This is a genomic window from Nonomuraea candida, assembly GCF_000725485.1.
GTDB classification, from domain to species: domain Bacteria; phylum Actinomycetota; class Actinomycetes; order Streptosporangiales; family Streptosporangiaceae; genus Nonomuraea; species Nonomuraea candida.
On record NZ_JOAG01000032.1, the window covers coordinates 35239 to 52057 of the forward strand.

Genomic DNA, 16819 nt, shown 5'->3' on the forward strand with positions numbered 1-16819 from the left:
GGTTGCACCCGTCTCCGGAAAGTCAGAGGAAGGGCGGGAAGGCGTGCCCTCTGCGCAGCCGCAGCTCGTTGAGGAGCTGCTGGATGACCTCGCGCACGTGGTCGGTGATGTTGAAGACGAGCATGGGGTCGTCGGCGGCGGCCGGCTCGTATTCGTCGGTGCGGATCGGCTCGCCGAACTCGATCATCCACTTCGACGGCAGCGGCACCAGGCCGAGCGGCCCGAGCAGCGGGAAGAACGGGGTGATCGGCAGGTAGGGCAGCCCGAGGATGCGCGCCAGGAACTTCAGGTCGCCGATCTTGGGATAGATCTCCTCGGCCCCCACGATCGCGGTGGGCACGATCGGCACCCCGGCGCGGATGGCCGAGGCCACGAAGCCGCCGCGGCCGAAGCGCTGCAGCTTGTAACGCTCGGAGAACGGCTTGCCGACGCCCTTGAAGCCCTCGGGGAAGACCCCGACCAGCTCGCCCTTGCGCAGCAGGCGGTCGGCGTCCTCGCGGCAGGCCAGCGTGTGGCCGGTCTTGCGGGCCAGGTGGCTGAGCATCGGGAGCTGGTAGACCAGGTCGGCGCCGAGCAGCCGCAGCGGCCTGCCGACCTCGTCGTGCAGCGCCACCTGCAGCATCAGCGCGTCGAGCGGCAGCGTGCCCGAGTGGTTGGCGACGACCAGCGCGCCGCTGTCGTCGGGGATGTTCTTGAGCTCCAGCGTCTCGACGCGGAACCAGTGGTGGTAGAGCGGCCTGATCAGTTCGAGCACGACCTTGTCGGTCAGCTCGGCGTCGTAGCCGAACTCGTCGACCTCGTAGTCGCCGGTCACGCGCCTGCGCAGGAAGGCCAGCAGGGCGGCCATGGGGTCGGGCTCGTGGCCGGAATCGGTTTCCTCGAACGACGGGGCCGCGCTGATCGGGATCACGCGGGCTTCGTCCTCATGGGGGACGCTCACGCGGGCACACCTCCGAGCGGGCGCAGGCTGCGCGAGCGCAGGAAGTCGTCGAAGGCCGCGCCGGTGGAGAACTTGGGCTTCCAGCCCAGCTCGGCCTCCAGCCTGGAGGTGTCGACCACGCGGCCGTGGCACATCAGCCTGACCTGCTCGGGCGAGTATTCGACCAGCCCGGCCCTGCGCACGGCGCCGCCCAGCACCGTGAAAGCGGGCGAGGGCAGCGGCAGCGACGGCCGCCCCGCCCTCCTGGCGCACTGCGACAGCAGCAGCACCCCTGCCCCGGCCACGTTGTACGTGCCGGGGTGGTCTTCGGTCGCCATCCGGCGCAGCACCTCGACCGCGTCGTCCTCGTGGACGAACTGCAGCCGCGGGTCGAAGCCGAACACGGTCGGCAGCACCGGCTGGGTGAAGTAACGGGTCAGCGGCGAGTCGACGCCGGGGCCCATGAAGTTGGCGAAGCGCAGCAGCGAGACCGTCACGTCGGGGCGCCGCCGCGCGAACCCGCGCACGTAGCCCTCGACCTCGACCGCGTCTTTGGCATAGCCGTGGACGGGGCCGTCGTGCGGCTCCAGGTCCTCGGTGAACACCGCGGGGTCGCGGGGCGACGAGCCGTAGACGGCGGTGGTGGAGCGCACCACCACGCGCCTGACGGTCGCCGACCGCTGGCAGGCACCGAGCAACTGCATGGTGCCGATGACGTTGTGCTCCTTCATGGCGGCCCTGCCACCGCTCCGCGACGGAGCGCTGACCAGGCTCATGTGCACAACGGTGTCGATGTCCGCGGCCGCGATCACCTGGGCGATGTCGGGGCTGCGCAGATCGACCCGGACGAACTCCGTCCGGCCGAGGGAGATGCCGCCTTCTCGCGTCAGCGAGGGGGGCGGCACGGTGTCCACTCCTATGACACGGCTGATGTCCGGGTCTGCCGCCAGAACGCTCGCCACCCGGGCGCCTATGTGGCGCGAGACCCCGGTGACAAGCACGGTGTGGGTCATCAGCGCCTCGCAGCTGCGTCGGTTACTTCTTGTTGCGCCGCTGGATGCGCGTCTTCTTGAGCAGCTTGCGGTGCTTCTTCTTAGCCATCCGCTTGCGGCGCTTCTTGATCACAGAGCCCACGGGACCCCCAGGTACTGATAGCAAGTCTGATCGGAGTGCGAGCGCACACCGGCTCACAGACTACCGGCGATCCACGGTAGATCGCCCCTCGGGGGGTGAGAGCCCGGCCACGACGGCGGCGGCCGGGCCTCTCCCTGGGTCAGCACTCACGACACGAACGGGCGTGTCGCTACGTCAACCTGCCTCGATGTAGGCCTCCCGCAGATAGTCGTGTACCGCCTGCTCAGGCACCCTGAACGAGCGGCCGACACGGATGGCCGGCAGCTCGCCGGAGTGGACGAGCCGGTACACAGTCATCTTGGACACCCTCATGACCGTCGCCACTTCTGCCACGGTCAGGAACTTCACCTCGCTGAGAGGTCTTTCGCCTGCAGCCATCGGACGCCTCTTCCGCACGTGTTTCCGGGTTATCCCCACTGGTGCCATTGCTCACGCACGTGTACTGCCGTCAGCGTAAGTCGGGACTCCGAGTGCGCAAACCCCCTAGTTTCTCAGCTCGCGGAGCCGTCTGTCAGCCGAATCTGCGAATTCGCTGGCCAGCAGCAGGTCACCGCGCCTCTCCCACACCTTGGAACTGTCCAAGTTGCCACACTTAAGAGTCCCCGAAGCCCTATCAAAAGTTGGCAAAGTGACAGCGAGGCTCCTGGAATGCAGGCGCGAAAAGACCGTATGGGGATGACCGATTTGAACTCAAAGGGCCTGTGTGACGGATGTGACCAATCGCTCGGTCAACGGTGCGTAGTAGCGAGGTAGCACGTTGTCGTCGAGTGGCACGACCACGTCAAGCTTGCCTTCCGCCTCACCGACGAACAGCCCGGGGTCGTTGCAGTCGGCGAACGCCACCGTCGGCACGCCCGCCTCGCCCGCCGCCCCGGCCCAGCCGTGGTCGGCGATCACCAGGTCGGGCAGATCCGCGCCCAGCTCGTCGAGCATGTGCCGCATCGGGGCCGCGTCGTGGGAGTGCACCAGCGCGCCCCGGTCGTCGAGCATGGCGACGTCCTGGAGGTAGCGGATCCTCCTGGGCCGGCCGAAGCCCGACCCCGCATACGTCCAGCCCTCGGCGGGCGACAGCAGCTGCGCGCCCCTCGACGCGCAGAACGCGGCCAGCGGCAGGTGGATGGCCAGCACGCCGGTGGGGTGGCCGGTGGCGAACAGGATGCGCGGACGGGGCCGCGCCAGCACCGCGGCGATGCGCTCGGCCATCGCGTCGAGCGCGTCGATCGTCAGGTCGGGGTCGATGGTGTCCTGGCCCGAGCGGTGGCCGGGGTCGGAGACCACGCCCGCGGACTTGGCCATCAGCGCCAGCACGTCGCGGTAGGACCACGGCTGGTCGAACGTCAGGCCCAGCGCGTAGTAGGGGTCGCCGTTGGCCAGCGAGCTGTAGTGGTCAAGGTTGTTCTCGCGGGAGGTCGCGACATCGCCGGCGATGCGGGTGGAGACAAGGTGATCTCGGAGTTCGTCGCGGCTCAGCACTGGATTCTTCCTCGTCAGGGCATCGGATCGAGGCCGTGCAGGGGGAACACCGCGTTTCGGGTCGCCATGACCGCACGGTCAATGGGGTCCGCTGGATCATAACCACTGGACAAGTCACGAAATTCCGGGTTTCGTCCGTCGGTCATGGTCAGCGGGGGCGCCTCGCCGGTGCGCTCCCGTACGAGGCGGCGCCAGCCCTCCCCCGTCGGCGTGGCCGGATCGACGGGATGCCCGGCCACCTCGGCGATGAGGTGCGTCCACGCCCGCGGCACCACCTGGACCAGCTCGTATCCGCCGCCGCCCGTCGCGATCCACCGGCCGCCCGCGGTCTCGTGGGCCAGGCGGTGCAGCGCGGAGTAGGCGGCCCGCTGGCCGTCCACGCTGAGCATCAGGTTGGCCAGCGGATCGAGCGCGTGGCTGTCGCAGCCGTGCTGGGTCACCAGGATCTCCGGCCCGAACTCGCGCAGCAGCGGCGGCACCACCGCGTGGAAGGCCCGCAGCCAGCCGGAGTCGCCGCAGCCCGCCGGGAGCGCGACGTTGACGGCCGTGCCCTCGGCCCCGGTCTCCTCGGGGAAGCCCGTGCCGGGGAACAACGTGCGCGGGCTCTCGTGGAGACTGATCGTCAGCACCCTGGGGTCGTTGTAGAAGACGGTCTGCACGCCGTCGCCGTGGTGGACGTCCACGTCGACGTACGCGACGCGGCTCACGCCCCGCTCCAGCAGCCACGCGATGGCCAGCGCCGGGTCGTTGTAGACGCAGAAGCCGCTGGCGGCCGCGGGCATCGCGTGGTGCAGCCCGCCCGCCACGTTGATCGCGTGCTCGGCCGCGCCCTCCCACACCGAGCGGGCGGCGGCCAGCGAGGCGCCGGCGATCAGCGCCGAGGCCTCGTGCACGCCCGCGAACGCGGGGTTGTCGGTGGTGCCGAGCCCGACGGCGAGATCCGGCCGGCCCGCGGCGGACACCCGCTTGACGGCCTCGATGTAGCCCCGGTCGTGCACCATGGCCAGCTCGTCGTCGCCGGCGGGGGCGCAGCCCGCCACCTCGACCTTGTCGAGCACGCCGAGCTCGCGGGCGAGCGCCATGGTCAGCTCGACCCGGACGGGGGCGAGCGGATGGCTCGGGCCGAAGTTGTAGGAGGTGAGAGCGTCGTCCCAGATCACCCGTGCCGACCGGCTCATGCCAACCCCTTCGCCGCCTGCTCGCCTTGCGCCGACGTTACCGCAGCGCAGACACCTCGTTGTAGCCCGGGTTCAGCGGCCGGAAACGTCGCCGCAATATCGATATTTCCTGCTTTAGGGTTGCAGCGTGCGCGTGGGGCGGACCTTCATGAGGGTCGTACGGTTCTTCCAGCGGCCCGTGGTCTTCGACAGGGCGCTGGTGATCGTGCTGGCGTTCCCGCAGGTCGTCGGCGTCATCGTGGTGCTCGGATGGGGGCAGGACGTCCTGCGCGCGGACGGGCCGCCCCCTCTCCTGGTCTCCCTGCACTACCTGCTGGGCATGGCGTTCCTGCTCATGCGCCGCCGCCGGCCGATCCTGACGACGGCGCTGGTGACCGGCGTGGACGTCGTGTTCATCCTGGCGCACGTCGTGGAGGCCACGAACCTGCCCACCGGCATCGCCCTCTACAGCCTGGGCCGCTACGCCAACGGCCGCACCACCGCCATCACCGCCCTCGTCGTCTACGCCGGCTACGCCTCCGTCCTGGAGCTGGGCCTGGGCGCCAGGGGCGGCTGGGTCGCCGCCCTGTTCGCCATCGGGGCCTGCGTGGGCGTCGGGCAGCTCGTCCGGCTCAGGGCCGAGCTGAGCGAGCGCGGCCGGCGCGAGGCCGCCGACGCCGCCGTACGGGCCGAGCGGCGGCGCATCGCCCGCGAGCTGCACGACGTGGTCGCGCACCACATCACCGTGATCAACGCGCTGGTCGGCGGCGCGCGGGCCACGCTCCCGCCCGAGCAGGAGGTCACCAGGAACGCGCTGGAGAGCGCCGAGCAGACCGCCCGCCAGGCGATGTCGGAGATGCGCCACCTGCTCGACGTGCTGCGGGCCGACGGCAACGAGGGGCCGGACGCCGCGACCGGGGTGGGCGCGGACCGGCTGCCCGCGCTGATCAGGGAGGCCGGGTCTGCGGGGCTGCCGGCCAGCCTGACCGTGACGGGCGAGCCCGTCGAGCTGCCCGCCGCCGTGGACCACGCCGTCTACCGGATCGTGCAGGAGGCGCTGACCAACACGCGCAAGCACGCCGTCGGCGCCAGGGCCAGCGTCCGCCTGGCCTACGAGCCCACCGCCGTCGAGGTCGAGGTGCTCGACGACGGCCTGCCCAAGGACGGGGACGCCCCGGGATTCGGGCTCGGCGGCATGGCCGAGCGGGTGGCCCTGTGCGGTGGCCGGCTCTCCACCGGCCCCAGGCCCGAGGGAGGATTCCGCGTGCACGCCCGGATACCGCTGGAGAGCGCATGACCCCTGACGAGACGATCAAGGTGCTGCTGGCCGACGACCACGAGCTGGTGCGCAAGGGCTTCCGGCTCATGCTCGACGCCCAGCCCGACCTGAGCGTGGTCGGCGAGGCCGGGGACGGCGGGGAGGCGGTCGAGCTGAGCCGGCGGCTGCGGCCCGACGTGGTGCTGATGGACCTGCACATGCCCGGCATGGACGGCGTGCGCGCGACCGAGCTGATCACCTCCGAGCTGCCGGGGGTGCGGGTGCTCGCGCTGAGCACGTTCGACCTGGACGAGAACGTGGTCGCGGCGCTGCGCGCGGGCGCGGACGGCTTCCTGCCCAAGGACGTCTCGCCGGAGGAGCTCATCGAGGGCGTGCGCGTGGTGCACAGGGGCGAGTCGGCCGTCGCCCCGCGCCTGCTGACCAGGCTCATCGGCGCCTTCGTCCGCGCCCCCGGCGGCCCGCGCCGCACGTCCGCCGAGCCGCCGGGCGCGTCCGGGGCCGGGGCCGGGGCCGGTGCTCCGGGGCTGGCGGGGCTGACGGAGCGCGAGCGGGAGATCCTCGTGCTGATCGCCCGCGGCCGGTCGAACGCGGAGATCGCCGCCGAGCTGGCCGTCTCCCCCTCGACCGTCAAGAACCACGTCACGAACCTGTTCGCCAAGATCGGCGTCAGGGACCGCGCCCAGGCCGTGATCGTGGCCTACGAGGCGGCCCTGATCCACCCGGGAGAGTAGGACCAGGGTCCTATCCCGCCGCCGTGGGAACGGTTCCCGGGCAGGAAGAAACCCGGCGATCGTGACGGCACGCTTGGATCATGACCGCGATTCGGGCAACGAATTTGAGCAAGCGCTACGGCGGCACCGCTGCCGTGGCGGACCTGTCGTTCGACGTCGAGCCCGGTCGGGTGACCGGCTTCCTCGGCCCCAACGGCGCGGGCAAGTCGACCACCATGCGCATGATCCTGGGCCTCGACCGCCCCTCGGGCGGCTCGGTGCTGGTGGACGGCCGGCCGTACGCCGAGCTGAGACACCCCCTGCGCAAGGTGGGCGCGCTGCTGGACGCCAAGGCCGTGCACGGCGGGCGCAGCGCGCACAACCACCTGCTGGCCATCGCCCAGAGCAACGGCATTCCCGCCGGCCGGGTGCGCGAGGTGCTGGAGATCGTGGGCCTGCGCGAGGTGGCCAAGCGGCGGGTCGGCGGCTTCTCCCTCGGCATGGCGCAGCGACTCGGCATCGCCGCCGCGCTGCTCGGCGATCCGGAGATCCTGCTGTTCGACGAACCCGTCAACGGGCTCGACCCGGACGGCATCCTGTGGATCCGCACGCTCATGCGCAAGCTGGCGGCCGAGGGGCGGACGGTGTTCGTCTCCAGCCATCTGATGAGCGAGATGGCGCAGACCGCCGACCACCTGATCGTGATCGGCAAGGGCCGGCTCATCGCCGACACCAGCGTGCAGGAGTTCATCGGGCGCAGCTCGCAGGGCTACGTACGCGTCCGCTCGCCCCGCCTGGCCGAGGTGGCCGAGCTGGTCAAGGTGGGTGAGCTGCACCCCGACCACCTGCGCGTGACCGCGATGAGCACGCTGGAGATCGGCGCGCTGACGGCACGAGCCGGCATTCCGCTGGAGGAGCTGACCTTCGTGCAGCCCTCGCTCGAAGCGGCCTACATGGAGCTGACCAAAGACAGCCTGGAGTTCTCCGCATGATCGACATCCTCAGGTCCGAATGGACCAAGATCCGCTCGGTCCGCTCGACGGTGTGGACCCTGGCCGTCACCGCCGCGCTGATGGTGGGCCTGTCCGCACTGCTCACCGGCTCCATGAAGAGCACCGCCGACGGGCCCGTGAACGCGGAGCAGGCGATCGCGGGAAGCCTGCTGGGCATCATGTTCGCCCAGCTCGCCATGGCCACGCTGGGCGTGCTGGTGATCTCCAGCGAGTACCGCACCGGCGGCATCCGCACCTCGCTGATGGCCGTGCCCCAGCGGCTGCGCCTGCTGACCGGCAAGATCCTGGTGTTCACCGCGACCTCGCTGGTCGTCAGCGCGGTGGCCTCCGCCGCGGCGCTGGGCGTCGGCCTGGCCATCACGCAACCGCCCTCGCTGCCGACGAACGACGTCCTGATGGCCGTGCTCGGGGCCACTCTCTACCTGACCGCCTGCGGCCTCTTCGGGCTGGGGCTGGGCACGCTCGTGCGGCACACGCCCGGCGCGGTCGTGGCGGCCATCGCGCTCATGCTGGTGCTGCCCCAGGTCGCGACGCAGCTCCCGGGAGCGTGGGGACAGAGGATCGCCGAGTACTTCACCACCAACGCCGGCCTGCTGCTGGTGGGGCAGAGCAACTCCGAAACGCTGGGGCCGTGGAGCGGGTTCGGCGTGTATCTGATCTGGGTGGCCGTCGCGATGATCGCCGGCGCCGTCCTCCTCCGCCGCCGCGACGCGTAACGGTCGCGATCGTTGTGGCGATCACCGGTTCGCGCCGGTGATCGCCCTCCTCCCCGGCTCCGCTCCCGTCCCGCGCCGCTTCTGTCCGTCACGCCACCCTTCCTTTACGGCTGCGCCACCCCGGCCCCACCCGCCGCACGTGGCGGGCCTCCGTCCAGGGAGACGCTCCTCCGGCTCACGAGCCGGCCACCGCTACGAGCGCCCCGTGGGCCGTCCGCGGGGCGCTTTCCGTGCCCGGGAAGCACGAAGGCGGGCGGTCAGTCGCCGGAGGCGAGTTCGCGGCCGCGGTCGCGGGCGGCTTCGATGGCGGCCAGGAACGCGGCCCGCACGCTGTGCCGCTCCAGCTCGGCGATCGCCGCGATCGTGGTGCCGCCCGGCGAGGTGACGGCCTCGCGCAGGATCACCGGGTGCTCGCCGGAGTCGCGCAGCATCACCGCGGCCCCCACGATGGACTGGGTGACCATGTCGAGCGCGGCGGCCCTCGGCATGCCGAGCAGGATGCCCGCGTCGACCATGGCCTCGACCAGGTAGAAGAAGTAGGCGGGACCGCTACCGGACAGGGCCGTGGCGGCGTCCTGCTGCGACTCGGGGATGCGCAGCACCTTGCCGACCGGCCGCAGCAGGCCCTCGGTGAGCTTGAGGTGCTCCTCCCCCGCGTACGCCCCCGCCGAGATCACGCTCATCGCCTCGTCGAACTTGATCGGCGTGTTGGACATCACCCGCACCACCGGCACCTCGATGCCGAGCCGCTGCTCGACGAAGGACGTGGTGATGCCGGCCGCAGCGCTGATCACCAGGCGCTCGGCCGGGACGTAAGGGGCGATCTCGGCCAGCAGGGTGCCCATGTCCTGCGGCTTGACCGCCAGGATGAGGGTGTCGGCGGACTTGGCGGCCTCGGCGTTCGACACGATGCGCACGCCGTAGGTCTCGCGCAGCGCCTGGCCCCGCTCGGCCCGGCGGGTGGTGGCCATGATGTCGCCCGGCTTGAACCCGGCCCGCAGCAGCCCGGACAGCAGGGCTTCGCCCATCTTGCCCGTGCCCAGAATCGCGATCATTTCGCCCCTCGGAGAAAAGTAGACGCCCGACCCGGCAGCTTATCGGGCCACCCCAGCGTTCCGGCGGGTCAGCGGCGTGACATCAGGGAGCGGAGGAAGAAGGCCAGGTTGCGGGGGCGTTCGGCCAGGCGGCGCATGAGGTAGGCGTACCAGTCGGCGCCGTAGGGGACGTAGACGCGCACCCGGGAGCCGAGCTGGGTCAGGCGGACCTGCTCGCCGGGCCGCACGCCATACAGCATCTGGTATTCGAGGCCGGTCACGTCGCGCCCGTCGAGCACCGCGAGCGTGGCGGCGATGCGCAGCAGCCGGGGGTCGTGCGTGGCGACCATGGGGTAGCCGGTGCCGGCCATCAGGATCCTCAGGCACCGTACGAAGGCGCGGTCGATGTCCTGGGGCCTGGTGTAGGCGCCGGGCGCGGTGTAGGCCCCCTTGCACAGCCGCACGCGCGCGCCTTCGAGCTTCTCGCACCGCTCCAGCGAGTCCGGCAGGTATGCCTGCACCACCACCCCCACGTCGGGATGGTCCCGGCGCAACGCGGCGTGCACGGCGTGCAGGCCGGGGATGGTGTCGTGCTCCTCGGCGTCGAGCGTCACCGTGATGCCCCGGCCGGCGGCGGCCGCGCAGATGGTGGCCGCGTTGCCGAGCGCGAGCTCCCGCGACTGCCGCAGCCCGAGCGCGGTGAGCTTGACCGACACGTCCGCGCCCGCGGGCAGCAGGTCGAGCAGCGAGACGTAGGCGGCGACGGCGGCCTCGGCCTGGGCGGGGTCGGTGACCTCCTCGCCGAGGTGGTCGACGCTGACGAGCAGGCCCTTGCGCGTCAGCTCGCCGACCACGGCGGCGACGTCGTCGGCGACGTAGCGCCTGACCACGTCGGCCGTCAGCGGCGAGGTGGTGACGAGCCGTTCGGCGCGCGGGCTCTTGGAGAGGGCGAGCATGGCCTGACGGAGCACGTGGACCACACTAGACAACTGAACCGCGGACCGGCGCGATCCGTCGTAAGGGTATGCGGACAATGACAGCGACTCTCCTGGCCGGATCTCTGGTGCTCGCCACGAGCTGCGGCACGGCCCCGCCGGCCGAGCGGGCCTCGTCGGTCACCCCGGCGAAGCCGCCGGTCGTGTCGAGCCCGGTCACCACCACCTCCCCGAAGGACCCCAAGCCGGTCAAGCCGACGGGCGACGCGATCAACGTGCGCAAGATCCGCTGGACCAAGGCCAAGGCCGTCTCGAAGGGCAAGAAGGTCCAGCTCACCTGGTGGTCGGGGGTGGAGCCGTGCACGGTGCTCGACCGGGTGAAGGTGAAGGAGACCGGCAGGAAGGTCACGATCACCCTGTACGAGGGCGCCTCGCCCAAGGCGAAGAACGTGTCGTGCATCATGGTCGCGATCGAGAAGACCACGACGGTCAAGCTGAAGAAGCCCCTCGGCAAGCGGAAGATCGTGGACGGCGCCAAGGCGTAATCCGCCTATCTGGCGCCAAAGTGTGATCTGTCCACTTACGGACAACCCCAGTGACAAATGATCGATTGCTTGCGATACATCGATCAGGACACCGCGGCGGCGGGGCGCCGGTGGTGATGGCACGCTCCACTGGGGGAATCCGTGAAACGGCTCTTACGCTGCCTGATTTCTGCTGCCCTGATCATGACCGGCCTCGTGGCGCCCGCCCCGCCTGCGGCGGCCCTGCCCCAGCCCTTCCCGCTCGCCCCGCAAGCGGCGGCCCTGCCCCAGTCCTTCGAGAAACAGATCGTCTTCAGCGGGCTGACCAATCCGACCAACATCGAGTTCTCGCCGGACGGGCGGGTGTTCGTGGCCGAGAAGAGCGGCCTGATCAAGGTGTTCGACTCGCTCACGGACACCACGCCGAGCGTCTACGCCGACCTGCGCACCCAGGTGCACAGCTTCTGGGACCGCGGCCTGCTCGGCCTGGCCCTGCACCCCGGCTTCCCTGCCGACCCGCGCGTCTACGTCCTGTACACCCGCGACGCGGTCCCGGGCGGAACCGCGCCGCGCTGGGGCACCGCCGGCGCCGTCAACGACCCGTGTCCCACCCCGCCCGGCGCAACGGGTGACGGCTGCCTGGTCACCGGCCGGCTGTCGGTCATCTCGCCGTCGGGGGCGGAGACGCCGCTGATCACCGACTGGTGCCAGCAGCACCCCAGCCACTCGGTCGGCGACCTGCAGTTCGGCCCCGACGGCGCCCTGTACGCCTCCGCCGGCGACGGCGCCAGCTTCAACTTCGCCGACTACGGCCAGGACAACCTGCCCTCCTCCGACATCACCCCCGACAACCCCTGCGGCGACCCACCCTCGGCGGTCGGCACCGCCCTCACCCCGCCCACCGCCGAAGGCGGCGCGCTGCGCTCCCAGGACATCCGCACCACCACCGACCCCGCCGGCCTGGACGGCACCGTCATCCGGATCGACCCCGACACCGGGGCCGCCGCCGCCGGCAACCCCAACGCCGGCCACGCCGACCCCAACCTGGCCAGAATCATCGCCCACGGGCTGCGCAACCCGTTCCGCATCACCAACCGCCCCGGCACCGGCGAGATCTGGTCCGGCGAGGTCGGCTGGAACATCTCCGAGGAGATCAACCGCATCGCCGCCCCCACCACCACGGTGCCCAACTTCGGCTGGCCCTGCTACGAAGGCGCCGGCCGCCAGGCCGGCTACGACAACCTCAACCTGACCCTCTGCGAAACCCTCTACACCGCCGGCGCCACCGCGCACACCGCCCCGTACTTCGCCTGGAACCACAACGCCCGACCCGCCCCGAACGACCCCTGCCCCACCGGCGGCTCCTCCTCCAGCGGCGTCGCCTTCTACCCGGGCGGCACCTACCCCGACGCCTACGACGGCGCGCTGTTCTTCTCCGACTACAGCCGCTCCTGCGTGTGGGTGATGACCAAGGGCGCCAACGGCCTGCCCGACCCCGCCACCGTGGCCCACTTCGACTCCGGCATCCCCGCCGTGGAGCTGGAGACCGGCCCCGGCGGCGACCTGTTCGCCGTCGACTACGCCGCCGGCCGGATCATCCGCTACCTCTACGACAACACGCCCCCCACCGCCGCCATCACCGCCACCCCCACCACCGGCCCCGCCCCGCTCACCGTGGCCTTCTCCGGCACCGGCTCCACCGACGCCGACGGCGACCCCCTCACCTACGCCTGGGACCTCGACGGCGACGGCGAACTCGACGACTCCACCTCCGCCGCCCCCACCCACACCTACACCCAGCCCGGCTCCCCCGTGGTGCGGCTACGCGTCAGCGACGGCCGCGGCGGCCAGGGCGACACCACCGTGACCGTCAACATCGCCAACACCGCCCCGAACGCCGCCATCACCACCCCCACCGCCACCACCACCTGGGCCGTGGGCCAGTCCATCTCCTTCTCCGGCACCGCCACCGACACCCAGGACGGCACCGTCCCCGGCTCCCGCATGCTCTGGACGCTGATCCTGCACCACTGCCCCGGCACCTGCCACGAACACGAGATCACCACCTTCACCGGCGCCTCCGGCACCTTCCAGGCGCCCGACCACGACCACCCCTCCCATCTGGAACTACGCCTGACCGCCACCGACGCCCACGGCCTGACCGACACCGAAAGCGTCCTGCTACACCCCAGAACCACCCAGCTCACCTTCACCTCCACACCACCCGGCCTGCGCCTGGGCTTCAACGGCGAACAGGCCACCACCCCGTTCACCCGCACCGTCATCATCGGATCCGGCAACTCGATCTCCGCACCCTCACCACAGACCCTGAACGGCCAGAGCTACGCCTTCACGACCTGGTCCGACGGAGGCGCCGCCACCCACCAGGTCGCCGCACCGGCGACGCCGACCACGTACACGGCGGCGTACGAGCAGTCGCAGACCCCGTCCGGTCTGGTCGCCGCCTACGGCATGAACGAGAACGCCGGCTCGTCCGTCGCCGACGCCTCCTCGACCGGCAACACCGGCACCGTCACCGACACCACCTGGTCGGCCACCGGCCGGTACGGCGCCGCGTTGTCCTTCAACGGCTCCTCCAGCTGGGTCACCGTCGACGACGCCCCCAACCTCCGCCTCACCACGGGCATGACCCTGGAAGCCTGGGTCAGACCCGCCACGGTCGCGAGCTGGCGCACCGTCATCATGAAGCAGCACAGCGCCGGCCTCGCCTACGCGCTGACGGCGGGCAGCGACAGCGACCGGCCCCACGTCGCCATCCACACCACCGGGGACGCCGACATCGGCGGCACCGCCTCCCTCCCCCTCAACACCTGGAGCCACCTGGCCGCCACCCACGACGGCGCCACCCTGCGCCTCTTCGTCAACGGCGTCCAGGTCGCCCAGCGCGCCGCCGACGGCGCCATCCGCACCGACGGCGGAGTCCTGCGCATCGGCGGCAACAGCGTCTGGGGCGAGTACTTCAGCGGCCTCATAGACGAGGTACGCATCTACAACCGGGCGTTGACCGCCACCGAGATCCAGACCGACATGAACACCCCCCTCTGAGAAGCCACCCCCGACAGCGGACCCCCGGCCCACGCGCCCACCGTGCCGGGGGTCCGCCCATTCCCGGCTCCGCCCCGGGCCGCGATAGCGCCCTCAGCGCAGGCCCCTCAGGCAGCCCCCGAAGGACAACGCCCTCAGGGAAGGTCCAGGGGAAACCCTGAGGTGGGGAGAGGAACCGGGGTCGGTCTGGCGGCGTTACGCGTGGTGTGTGGCATTACGCCCGTTCTTGCCCTTCCGTCGGGAATGCTTTCCCGCTCACCGAGGTTGAGTCGGGTAGGCTCAAGTCGTTTGACAAAGACGACACGCATCCATAGGTTGAGTCCGACCGACTCAACTTTGACTACAAGGACGTACTCATGGCACGTGCGGTAGGTATCGACCTGGGGACGACCAACTCCGTCGTCTCGATCCTCGAGGGCGGTGAGCCCACCGTCATCGCCAACGCGCAGGGCTCGCGGACCACGCCGTCCGTGGTCGCCTTCGCGAAGAACGGCGAGGTCCTCGTCGGCGAGGTCGCCAAGCGGCAGGCCGTCACCAACGTGGACCGGACGATCCGCTCGGTCAAGCGCGAGATGGGCACCAACTGGTCCCAGGAGATCGACGGCAAGAAGTTCTCGCCCCAGCAGATCAGCGCCTTCGTGCTGCAGAAGCTCAAGCAGGACGCCGAGGCCTACCTGGGCGAGAAGATCACCGACGCGGTGATCACCGTCCCCGCCTACTTCAACGACGCCCAGCGCCAGGCCACCAAGGAGGCCGGCACGATCGCGGGCCTCAACGTGCTCCGCATCATCAACGAGCCGACCGCCGCGGCCCTCGCCTACGGGCTCGACAAGGAGCAGGACCAGACGATCCTGGTCTTCGACCTCGGTGGCGGCACCTTCGACGTGTCGCTGCTCGACGTCGGCCAGGAGGACGGCCACGGCTTCGTCGAGGTCAAGGCCACCTCCGGTGACAACCACCTCGGCGGTGACGACTGGGACCAGCGCGTCGTCGACGAGCTCGTCAAGCGTTTCCAGAACGCCCACGGCGTCGACCTGGCCAAGGACAAGATGGCGCTCCAGCGCCTGCGTGAGGCCGCCGAGAAGGCCAAGATCGAGCTGTCCAGCCAGTCAGAGACCAACATCAACCTGCCCTACATCACGGCCTCGTCCGAGGGCCCGCTGCACCTCGACGAGAAGCTGACCCGCTCGGAGTTCCAGCGGCTGACCGCCGACCTCCTCGAGCGCACCAAGGGCCCGTTCCACCAGGTCATCAAGGACGCCGGCATCAAGGTCTCCGACATCGCCCACGTGGTGCTCGTCGGCGGCTCGACCCGCATGCCCGCCGTCTCCGAGCTGGTCAAGGAGCTGACCGGCGGCAAGGAGCCCAACAAGGGCGTCAACCCCGACGAGGTCGTCGCCATCGGCGCCGCCCTCCAGGCCGGCGTGCTCAAGGGCGAGGTCAAGGACGTCCTGCTGCTCGACGTGACCCCGCTGTCGCTGGGCATCGAGACCAAGGGCGGCATCTTCACCAAGATCATCGAGCGCAACACGACGATCCCGACCAAGCGCTCCGAGGTCTTCACCACGGCCGAGGACAACCAGCCGTCGGTGCAGATCCAGGTCTACCAGGGCGAGCGCGAGATCGCCTCCTACAACAAGAAGCTGGCGACCTTCGAGCTGACCGGCATCGCGCCGGCGCCGCGCGGCATCCCGCAGATCGAGGTCACCTTCGACATCGACGCCAACGGCATCGTCAACGTCTCCGCCAAGGACCTGGGCACGGGCAAGGAGCAGACGATGACGATCACCGGCGGCTCCGCGCTGCCGAAGGACGACATCGAGCGCATGATGCGCGAGGCGGAGTCCTACGCCGAGGAGGACAAGAAGCGCCGCGAGGAGGCCGAGGTCCGCAACAACGCGGACGGTCTGGCCTACCAGACGGAGAAGTTCCTCCGCGAGAACGACGACAAGGTCCCCGGCGAGATCAAGACCGAGGTCAACGACGCCCTGGCCGAGCTGAAGAAGGCGCTGGAGGGCACCGACACCGACGTCATCCGCACCTCCGCCGAGAAGCTCGCCACGGTCAGCCAGAAGATGGGCTCGGCGATCTACGCCGCGAGCCAGGGCCAGCAGGGCGGCGCTGAGGGCGCCCCGCAGGACGCCTCCGCCGACCAGGGCCAGAAGGCCGACGACGACGTCGTCGAGGCCGAGATCGTGGACGACGACCAGCCGAAGAAGGACAAGTGATGCCGCCGCGTGAGAACGGGCACGAGGAGCCGGTGATCCGCGACAACCGCAAGATCGACCCCGAGACGGGTCAGGTCAGGGAGCCCGCTCCCGCCGAGCAGCCGGCTCCGTCCGCCCCGCAGGCGGCGGCCGCCGGCGCCGGTGGCGCCGGCGACGGCGAGCTGGAGTCCCAGCTCGCCGAGCGGACCGCGGACCTGCAGCGCCTCCAGGCCGAATACGTGAACTACCGCCGGCGCGTCGAGCGCGACCGTGCCGCGGTCCGCGAGCAGGCCGTCGCCGGGGCGCTGACGGAGCTGCTGCCCGTGCTCGACGACATCGGCAGGGCGCGCGATCACGGTGAGCTGACCGGCGGCTTCGCGAAGGTGGCGGAGTCGCTGGAGTCGGCGCTCACCAAGCTGGGCCTCACCGCCTTCGGGCAGAAGGGCGACCCGTTCGACCCGACCGTCCACGAGGCTCTGATGCACAGCTACTCGCCCGACGTGACGGAGCCCACCGCCATCGACGTGTTGCAGCCTGGATACCGGATGGGTGACAGGGTGCTGCGCCCGGCGCGGGTGGCCGTCGCCGAGCCCGAGGACGCCCCTGCCGCGTCCAATGACGACGACAACTGATCACGAGGACGAAGGGCCGT

At 70.7% G+C, this 16819-nt stretch carries 16 protein-coding genes; 8 read left to right on the plus strand and 8 right to left on the minus strand.

The window, feature by feature from the left end:
- Nucleotides 1-22: 22 nt before the first annotated feature.
- From IO39_RS29350 to IO39_RS29370, 6 genes are all read right to left on the minus strand, one after another.
- On the minus strand, nt 23-940 hold the full coding sequence (locus IO39_RS29350) for a lysophospholipid acyltransferase family protein (RefSeq protein ID WP_439331489.1): 918 nt from the start codon (nt 938-940) through the stop codon (nt 23-25).
- Nucleotides 937-1932, minus strand: coding sequence for an NAD-dependent epimerase/dehydratase family protein (locus IO39_RS29355; protein ID WP_043629744.1), 996 nt, complete (start codon nt 1930-1932; stop codon nt 937-939). The genes IO39_RS29350 and IO39_RS29355 overlap by 4 nt, the downstream gene beginning before the upstream one ends.
- A gap of 22 nt (nt 1933-1954) precedes the next feature.
- Nucleotides 1955-2053 carry a 30S ribosomal protein bS22 gene (locus IO39_RS53065; RefSeq protein WP_018654693.1) on the minus strand — a complete coding sequence of 33 codons (99 nt, stop codon included), beginning with the start codon at nt 2051-2053 and terminating at the stop codon, nt 1955-1957.
- 174 nt (nt 2054-2227) lie between these two features.
- Entirely contained in the window at nt 2228-2431 is a 204-nt protein-coding gene (locus IO39_RS29360; RefSeq protein WP_043629748.1) for a helix-turn-helix domain-containing protein, read from the minus strand.
- Between the two features lie 312 nt (nt 2432-2743).
- Nucleotides 2744-3526 (minus strand): phosphatase, encoded by a 783-nt coding sequence (locus IO39_RS29365; protein ID WP_043629751.1) that lies wholly within the window; start codon nt 3524-3526, stop codon nt 2744-2746.
- 14 nt (nt 3527-3540) lie between these two features.
- Entirely contained in the window at nt 3541-4704 is a 1164-nt protein-coding gene (locus IO39_RS29370; RefSeq protein WP_211267213.1) for an acetoin utilization protein AcuC, read from the minus strand.
- 148 nt (nt 4705-4852) lie between these two features.
- On the opposite strand from IO39_RS29370, the gene IO39_RS29375 reads away from it, so the two are divergent.
- The 4 genes from IO39_RS29375 to IO39_RS29390 all read left to right on the plus strand — a co-directional run bounded on the left by IO39_RS29375 (nt 4853) and on the right by IO39_RS29390 (nt 8401).
- Nucleotides 4853-5980 (plus strand): sensor histidine kinase, encoded by a 1128-nt coding sequence (locus IO39_RS29375; protein ID WP_157549034.1) that lies wholly within the window; start codon nt 4853-4855, stop codon nt 5978-5980.
- Nucleotides 5977-6693, plus strand: coding sequence for a response regulator (locus tag IO39_RS29380; RefSeq protein ID WP_043629757.1), 717 nt, complete (start codon nt 5977-5979; stop codon nt 6691-6693). Before IO39_RS29375 ends, IO39_RS29380 begins: the two co-directional genes overlap by 4 nt.
- Before the next feature lie 80 nt (nt 6694-6773).
- A complete protein-coding gene (locus IO39_RS29385; RefSeq protein ID WP_043629760.1) occupies nt 6774-7664 on the plus strand; it encodes an ABC transporter ATP-binding protein in 891 nt (296 codons plus the stop codon).
- Nucleotides 7661-8401, plus strand: a complete 741-nt coding sequence (locus tag IO39_RS29390) for an ABC transporter permease (RefSeq protein ID WP_052423529.1) — start codon at nt 7661-7663, stop codon at nt 8399-8401. Before IO39_RS29385 ends, IO39_RS29390 begins: the two co-directional genes overlap by 4 nt.
- A gap of 257 nt (nt 8402-8658) precedes the next feature.
- Here IO39_RS29390 and proC read toward each other — a convergent pair whose 3' ends face one another.
- Together proC and IO39_RS29400 are read right to left on the minus strand one after the other, a co-directional pair.
- Nucleotides 8659-9456, minus strand: a complete 798-nt coding sequence (proC, locus tag IO39_RS29395; protein WP_043629763.1) for a pyrroline-5-carboxylate reductase — start codon at nt 9454-9456, stop codon at nt 8659-8661.
- A 68-nt stretch (nt 9457-9524) separates the two neighbouring features.
- Complete coding sequence (locus IO39_RS29400; protein ID WP_043629938.1) at nt 9525-10406, minus strand: proline dehydrogenase family protein; 882 nt, start codon at nt 10404-10406, stop codon at nt 9525-9527.
- 62 nt (nt 10407-10468) lie between these two features.
- Here IO39_RS29400 and IO39_RS29405 point away from each other — a divergent pair, with 62 nt between their 5' ends.
- The 4 genes from IO39_RS29405 to grpE all read left to right on the plus strand — a co-directional run bounded on the left by IO39_RS29405 (nt 10469) and on the right by grpE (nt 16799).
- A complete protein-coding gene (locus IO39_RS29405) occupies nt 10469-10915 on the plus strand; it encodes a hypothetical protein (RefSeq protein WP_245642343.1) in 447 nt (148 codons plus the stop codon).
- 183 nt (nt 10916-11098) lie between these two features.
- Nucleotides 11099-13960, plus strand: a complete 2862-nt coding sequence (locus IO39_RS59105) for a LamG-like jellyroll fold domain-containing protein (protein WP_084773685.1) — start codon at nt 11099-11101, stop codon at nt 13958-13960.
- A gap of 356 nt (nt 13961-14316) precedes the next feature.
- A complete protein-coding gene (dnaK, locus tag IO39_RS29415) occupies nt 14317-16188 on the plus strand; it encodes a molecular chaperone DnaK (protein ID WP_043629766.1) in 1872 nt (623 codons plus the stop codon).
- Nucleotides 16188-16799 (plus strand): nucleotide exchange factor GrpE, encoded by a 612-nt coding sequence (grpE, locus tag IO39_RS29420; RefSeq protein ID WP_043629769.1) that lies wholly within the window; start codon nt 16188-16190, stop codon nt 16797-16799. Before dnaK ends, grpE begins: the two co-directional genes overlap by 1 nt.
- Nucleotides 16800-16819: the final 20 nt, after the last annotated feature.

What these genes read in the sequence shown, in the direction of transcription:
- IO39_RS29355 (WP_043629744.1), bottom strand. Translation starts at nt 1,932, where the DNA reads ATGACCCACACCGTGCTTGTCACCGGGGTCTCGCGCCACATAGGCGCC.
- IO39_RS29360 (WP_043629748.1), bottom strand. Translation starts at nt 2,431, where the DNA reads ATGGCTGCAGGCGAAAGACCTCTCAGCGAGGTGAAGTTCCTGACCGTG.
- IO39_RS29370 (WP_211267213.1), bottom strand. Translation starts at nt 4,704, where the DNA reads ATGAGCCGGTCGGCACGGGTGATCTGGGACGACGCTCTCACCTCCTAC.
- IO39_RS29375 (WP_157549034.1), top strand. Translation starts at nt 4,853, where the DNA reads ATGAGGGTCGTACGGTTCTTCCAGCGGCCCGTGGTCTTCGACAGGGCG.
- IO39_RS29380 (WP_043629757.1), top strand. Translation starts at nt 5,977, where the DNA reads ATGACCCCTGACGAGACGATCAAGGTGCTGCTGGCCGACGACCACGAG.
- IO39_RS29385 (WP_043629760.1), top strand. Translation starts at nt 6,774, where the DNA reads ATGACCGCGATTCGGGCAACGAATTTGAGCAAGCGCTACGGCGGCACC.
- IO39_RS29390 (WP_052423529.1), top strand. Translation starts at nt 7,661, where the DNA reads ATGATCGACATCCTCAGGTCCGAATGGACCAAGATCCGCTCGGTCCGC.
- proC (WP_043629763.1), bottom strand. Translation starts at nt 9,456, where the DNA reads ATGATCGCGATTCTGGGCACGGGCAAGATGGGCGAAGCCCTGCTGTCC.
- IO39_RS29405 (WP_245642343.1), top strand. Translation starts at nt 10,469, where the DNA reads ATGACAGCGACTCTCCTGGCCGGATCTCTGGTGCTCGCCACGAGCTGC.
- IO39_RS59105 (WP_084773685.1), top strand. Translation starts at nt 11,099, where the DNA reads ATGACCGGCCTCGTGGCGCCCGCCCCGCCTGCGGCGGCCCTGCCCCAG.
- dnaK (WP_043629766.1), top strand. Translation starts at nt 14,317, where the DNA reads ATGGCACGTGCGGTAGGTATCGACCTGGGGACGACCAACTCCGTCGTC.
- grpE (WP_043629769.1), top strand. Translation starts at nt 16,188, where the DNA reads ATGCCGCCGCGTGAGAACGGGCACGAGGAGCCGGTGATCCGCGACAAC.